The following is a 6000-nucleotide window of genomic DNA, read 5'->3' on the forward strand; positions in this document are numbered from 1 at the left end:
GCACATGCGTAAACAAATTCTTTTTAGCGCGAACGCCAGCGAAATGTGCTTACTCCTTTTCTACTAAATATGGGTCATCAAAGCCCATATCAAGCATGATTTCGGTTTCCAAAGCTTCCATTTCTTCTGCTTCGTCATCCTCAATATGATCATAACCTAGCAGATGAAGACTCCCATGTACAACCATATGTGCCCAGTGTGCAATCAAAGGCTTGGATTGCTCAATGGCTTCTTTTTCGACAACTTGACGACAAATGATCATGTCACCAAGTAGATCCATTTCCACCCCTGGAGGTGCTTCAAAAGGAAAAGAGAGCACATTGGTTGGTTTATCTTTACCACGGTAGTCGCGGTTGAGCTGTTGGCTCTCTTCTTCATCGACGATACGAATCGTCAACTCAGCGTTTTGTTGAAACGGAATAATGGTTTTGTCCAACCAACGTTGAAACTCGTCAGCACTTGGTAACCCTTGTTCTGATTCGACTGCAATTTGAAGATCGAGTTCAATCGCCATTACTTTCCATCCACGGTTGCGCTAGCAGATGCAGCATCAAGCAGCTTTTGCGCGGCTTCGCGTTCTTCACGTCGCTTGCGCTCGATTTCTTTACGTTCTTTGGCATCTTTCGCTTCCCATTTTTCGTAAGCGTTTACTATTCGGGCGACGACAGGGTGACGTACGACATCATCTGACTGGAAGAAGTTAAAGCTGATTTCGTCAACTTCACTCAGCACTTCAATCGCATGACGAAGGCCAGATTTAGCGCCGCGAGGTAAATCGATCTGTGTCACGTCACCAGTGATAACAGCACGTGAGTTAAAGCCGATACGCGTCAAGAACATCTTCATTTGCTCAACAGTAGTGTTCTGACTTTCATCGAGAATAATGAAGGCATCGTTAAGTGTACGACCACGCATGTAAGCGAGAGGTGCAACCTCAATGACATTACGTTCAATGAGTTTCTCTACGCGCTCAAAACCGAGCATTTCAAACAAAGCATCGTACAGCGGGCGAAGATATGGGTCGACCTTCTGACTTAAATCACCTGGCAGGAACCCCAGTTTTTCACCCGCTTCTACCGCTGGACGAGTCAGTAGGATACGGCGAATCTCTTGGCGTTCTAGTGCGTCTACTGCAGCAGCTACTGCTAGGTAGGTTTTACCTGTACCAGCAGGGCCAATACCGAAGCTTATATCATGAGTGACCATGTTCACTAAGTACTGAGCTTGATTAGGTGTACGCGGTTTGATGATGCCTTTCTTGGTCTTCACGAAGACTTCTTTTCCGTGAGCGATTTCTGATTCAGTATTTTGCTCAAGTACACCAGATTCTTTAACGGCTAAGTGAATTTGCTCAGGCTCAATATCAGGGATCTGACCACGCACAGGCGCTGTGTCTACATAAAGCGTTTTGATGATATCTAGAGCTGCGGCGCTAGTGTGCGGCTTGCCCACGATCGTAAAGAAGTTGCTTCTGTGGTTGATCTCGACACCTAAGCGGCGTTCTAAATGTTTGATATTGTCATCGAAAGGACCGCACAAGCTGGATAGACGGCGGTTGTCTGAAGGTTCTAGATGAATTTCTAGAGTTACGATTTGATTACTCAATGTTGCCTCACATTTTGCCCTTAAGGGCGATGTATGAAGCCCGACTGTGACCGGGCTTCGCATATTTTTACCCAATTAACTCCAAAATAGCACATTGAAGCTGTTTGGGTATAGGCGTTAAGGCGTAAAGGTCGCCACACCTAGCTCATCTTCGCGCTTGGTTTTTGCCATCATTTGTGTTGGTGAAATAACACTGCGAAGATCCATGTCTTTTTCTGTTCTTACTAGCTCACCACGTAGTGAGTTGGCGAACACGTCAGTGATTTTCACGTCAACAAACTGGCCGATTAGCTCTGCACCACCTTCGAAGTTAACCACACGGTTGTTTTCGGTACGCGCACGAAGCTCCATCAGGTTCTTCTTAGACGGGCCTTCAACTAAAACGCGTTGCTCAGTGTCTAGCATCTGACGTGAATAACGCATCGCTTGCGAGTTTACAGTTTGTTGTAGCTCGTATAGGCGGTCTTTCTTAGTTTGCTCAGGAAGATCACATGGGTAATCTGCTGCTGGCGTACCTGGACGAGGAGAGAAGATAAAGCTGAAGCTCATATCGAAATCTACGTCCTTGATCAGTTTCATCGTGTCTTGGAAATCTTTGTCCGTTTCACCTGGGAAACCAACAATAAAGTCTGAACTGATTTGAATATCAGGACGCGCTTTGCGAAGTTTACGAATGATAGACTTGTACTCAATCGCTGTGTGTGGACGCTTCATCATAGTCAAGACGCGGTCTGAACCACTCTGTACTGGCAAGTGTAGGAAGCTAACAAGCTCTGGTGTGTCTTCGTAAACAGCAATGATGTCATCAGTGAACTCTAGCGGGTGACTGGTCGTAAAGCGGATACGATCAATACCATCAATAGAAGCAACCAGACGTAGTAGCTCTGCAAAAGAACAGATATCGCCATCGTGCATTGGACCACGGTAAGCATTCACGTTTTGGCCAAGTAGGTTTACTTCACGCACGCCTTGATCAGCAAGCTGAGCAATTTCAAACAATACGTCATCCATTGGACGGCTTACTTCTTCACCACGAGTATATGGAACGACGCAGTAAGTACAGTACTTAGAGCAGCCTTCCATGATAGAAACAAATGCGGTAGCGCCTTCTGCACGTGGTTCTGGCAGACGGTCAAATTTCTCGATCTCTGGGAAAGAGATATCCATTACTGGCGCTTCATCGCTTTGTGACTGCTTAATCATTTCAGGCAAGCGGTGAAGAGTTTGTGGGCCAAAGATCACGTCAACAAATGGTGCGCGTTCACGGATATGGTCACCTTCTTGAGTTGCTACACAGCCACCCACACCGATAACAACGCCATCTTTTTTGTCTTTTAGGGTTTTCCAACGACCAAGTTGGTGGAACACTTTCTCTTGCGCTTTTTCACGGATAGAGCAAGTGTTCAAAAGTAGGACGTCTGCTTCCGCTGGATCTTCAGTTAGCTCATAGCCATTTGCTGCATTAAGCAGATCGGCCATTTTAGATGAATCGTATTCGTTCATCTGGCAGCCCCAGGTTTTAATTAGCAGTTTCTTACTCATCACTATCGCTCGTCGGTTATTTAAATCTTTTTTAGCACAGGTGCCGTATCGCAAAAACAACATAGCAGCTGTTTAAATTATGACCACCATCTTGGCGGTAAGCGGCGTATTGTACTGCTTTAAAAACCGCCTGACTAGGGGTAGTGTAAAATCTCTTTGAGAGCTTATATTTCAATTGCTGTAAGCGGTTATTAGGCCTCACAAAAGCAGGGTTTTTCGAAGGAATTCGCTCGCGCTTTTAGAGCGGGCTACGTACAATGAACAGACATTGAATTTAGGGTAGTAAGAAGACGATGGAACAGTTTGAAATTGCAGTTGTTGGTGGTGGCATGGTGGGGGCAGCGATGGCGCTGGGTCTTGCTAAACAAGGGCGCTCAGTCGCTGTTATCGAAAAATTTACCCCTCAAGCTTTCGAAAGTTCGCAGCCAATGGACCTGCGTGTTTCTGCTATTTCTCATCGCTCCGTTGATCTACTGACACACCTCGATGCTTGGAGTGCCATAGAGGCGATGCGTGTATGCCCTTATGCACGTCTTGAAACGTGGGAAGCGGAAAACTGTCGAATTCGTTTCAATGCCGAATCTCTACATCTAGAGCAACTGGGCTACATTGTCGAAAACCGCGTGATCCAACTAGGGCTGTGGCAGCAGTTTCATCGTTTCGACAACTTGAAAGTGATTGAAGGTGATGGTGTTGAAAGCTTAACGCTTGACGATAAAGGCTCAAGCATCATCTTAGAATCAGGGCGTGAAATTGCTGCGACTCTGGTCGTTGGTGCGGATGGTGCGAATTCAAGAGTGCGACAAGCCAGTGGCATTGGCGTGACAGCATGGGATTACCGTCAAGAATGCATGCTGATTAACGTTGAGACAGAACTTCCTCAACAAGACATCACGTGGCAGTGGTTTACCACGTCAGGACCTCGTTCATTTCTACCACTATGTGGAAACCAAGGATCATTAGTTTGGTACGATTCCCCTAAACGGATTAAGCAGTTAAAGAATATGAGTCATGCCCAGTTAGAGCAGGAGATTGTGGAGTACTTTCCAGCTGAACTGGGTAAGGTTAGCGTGTTACAGCGCGGCTCATTCCCACTTACACGTCGACATGCACAGCGATATTACAAACACGGTTGCGTATTAGTAGGAGATTCAGCGCACACGATAAATCCGTTGGCTGGTCAGGGCGTTAATCTTGGCTTTAAAGATGTAGAAACCTTGCTGAAAGCGTTTGAAGATAAAGGGGTCTCTAATGAAGCATTGCGTCGTTATGAGCTAGACCGTCGTCCAGATAACTTGTTGATGCAAACGGGCATGGATGTATTCTATAAAGGGTTTAGTAGTAACTTACCTCCGCTGGCATTTGCTCGAAATGCTCTACTGAAAGTGGCAGAGCATTCCGGGCCGATTAAAGAGAAAGTCTTAAAATACGCGATTGGCCTTAATAATAAATGACTAGACAGACTGGGGCCGTGATAGAGTCTGATAGTGATTCTAGCGTTGGTGTCCCGGTTACTTCATCAACGGTGAACAGAGCTAAATTGTCAGAATGCTGGTTTGCTGTCATAAGATACTTTCCATCTGGAGAAAGACACAAATCTCGTGGGAACTCTCCCCCTGAACTGACAAAGCCTTGATAAAGAGGTACCTCAGGGTCACTTAATTCAAACCAAGAGACGATAGACTCTCCGCGACCTGTTAAATAGACAAAGTGGTTGTTTGGTGAAAGTTTAACGGCCGCCGCCGCTTCATGGCTAATATGTTCAGGAAACGCTGAAGTAGAGTAAATTAGCTGCCATTTCCCCTGATTGTTACGCTTGATAACATTCAGTGATTCATCGAGCTCACACAGCACATAACCAAATTTACCATCTTGGGAGAAGTCTACATGTCGGGGACCACTTCCCTGCGGCATCAACAAAGACTGAGATAGAACCACATCAGTTTCGTTATATTCATAAAAGCTCAGTGTGTCGATACCTAAATCGACCGTCACGAACTGCTGACTACAGGGGATAAACTGCAACTGATGCCCATGAGGAGTTTGCTGGCGAGTAGGGTGAACACTAGAGCCTTCATTAGCCAGTAAAGCTATACGTTCTCCAATAATGCCATGTGCCCTTAGGGCAAATATCTCGAAGTTACCTGTTCCATAATGCGCGACGCCTAATAATTCTTTATTCGGAGATATTGCAAGGTGGCATGGGTAATCACCATCAAGCAATCTTACTTGATGATCTTCACTGTTTGTAGGCACGAATATAAGGGCCGATCCTTCCTGTTGAGAACATTCGGAAACGAGATAATGTCCTTGCTCTGTATACAGAAGATAAGAAGGGTTGAAAGCATTTGTTATCGCTGAAGATATTGTAAGGTCATGAGGAGTGTTGAAATGCGCCGTCTTGAAACCTAAATCATCGCCTTTTGAATACTGTCCAATAGCAACGGAGTAATCTTGGGAAGTCATAAATATCCTTGAAGATCAGTGTATTGACCTAAGGTTGCCTGTCTATCCTAGAATGAACAGTAGCAAAATACTTTTCTGTGAGCCAATAGAAGAAATTAACAATATTGAAGAAACTTTCAAAGACTCAACTAACGTAATTGTCAGAGAGGAATAGATAGAAAAAAAGCCCGTCAAATGACGAGCTTTCTTAATAATGGTGCGGAAGGAGAGACTTGAACTCTCACACCTTGCGGCGCCAGAACCTAAATCTGGTGCGTCTACCAATTCCGCCACTTCCGCAACAAAACTTATAGTTAAGAGAGTAATTGGTAAAACTCGATCTTAACGTTGTAATTAATGGTGGCTACGACGGGATTCGAACCTGTGACCCCATCATTATGAGTGATG

The 6000-nt window shown here is 45.3% G+C and carries 5 protein-coding genes and 1 tRNA gene; 1 reads left to right on the forward strand and 5 read right to left on the reverse strand.

The window, feature by feature from the left end; all coding sequences use genetic code 11:
- Positions 1–49: 49 nt before the first annotated feature.
- The 3 genes from ybeY to miaB all read right to left on the reverse strand — a co-directional run bounded on the left by ybeY (position 50) and on the right by miaB (position 3147).
- Positions 50–514 carry an rRNA maturation RNase YbeY gene (gene ybeY, locus AWH66_RS06345; protein ID WP_063606130.1) on the reverse strand — a complete coding sequence of 155 codons (465 nt, stop codon included), beginning with the start codon at positions 512–514 and terminating at the stop codon, positions 50–52.
- Positions 514–1605 (reverse strand): PhoH family protein, encoded by a 1092-nt coding sequence (locus AWH66_RS06350; protein ID WP_006075472.1) that lies wholly within the window; start codon positions 1603–1605, stop codon positions 514–516. The genes ybeY and AWH66_RS06350 overlap by 1 nt, the downstream gene beginning before the upstream one ends.
- A gap of 117 nt (positions 1606–1722) precedes the next feature.
- Positions 1723–3147, reverse strand: a complete 1425-nt coding sequence (gene miaB / locus AWH66_RS06355; protein WP_063606131.1) for a tRNA (N6-isopentenyl adenosine(37)-C2)-methylthiotransferase MiaB — start codon at positions 3145–3147, stop codon at positions 1723–1725.
- Between the two features lie 293 nt (positions 3148–3440).
- Between miaB and AWH66_RS06360 the strand changes: the two genes are divergently transcribed.
- Positions 3441–4601 (forward strand): 2-octaprenyl-3-methyl-6-methoxy-1,4-benzoquinol hydroxylase, encoded by a 1161-nt coding sequence (locus AWH66_RS06360; protein WP_063606132.1) that lies wholly within the window; start codon positions 3441–3443, stop codon positions 4599–4601.
- On the opposite strand, the gene AWH66_RS06365 is transcribed toward AWH66_RS06360, so the two are convergent.
- The gene (locus tag AWH66_RS06365; protein WP_063606133.1) at positions 4588–5613 is read right to left on the reverse strand and encodes a lactonase family protein; all 1026 of its coding nucleotides are present in this window, start codon (positions 5611–5613) and stop codon (positions 4588–4590) included. The two genes, AWH66_RS06360 and AWH66_RS06365, sit on opposite strands and share 14 nt — an antisense overlap.
- Positions 5614–5807: 194 nt before the next feature.
- A tRNA-Leu gene (locus AWH66_RS06370) sits at positions 5808–5892 on the reverse strand.
- Between the last annotated feature and the right edge of the window lie 108 nt (positions 5893–6000).

The sequence above is a fragment of the Vibrio barjaei genome (assembly GCF_001639065.2).
Taxonomy (GTDB): Bacteria; Pseudomonadota; Gammaproteobacteria; order Enterobacterales; family Vibrionaceae; genus Vibrio; species Vibrio barjaei.

Coding starts and splice junctions, on each gene's coding strand:
- AWH66_RS06360 (WP_063606132.1), top strand. CDS start 3,441: ATGGAACAGTTTGAAATTGCAGTTGTTGGTGGTGGCATGGTGGGGGCA.
- ybeY (WP_063606130.1), bottom strand. CDS start 514: ATGGCGATTGAACTCGATCTTCAAATTGCAGTCGAATCAGAACAAGGG.
- AWH66_RS06365 (WP_063606133.1), bottom strand. CDS start 5,613: ATGACTTCCCAAGATTACTCCGTTGCTATTGGACAGTATTCAAAAGGC.
- miaB (WP_063606131.1), bottom strand. CDS start 3,147: ATGAGTAAGAAACTGCTAATTAAAACCTGGGGCTGCCAGATGAACGAA.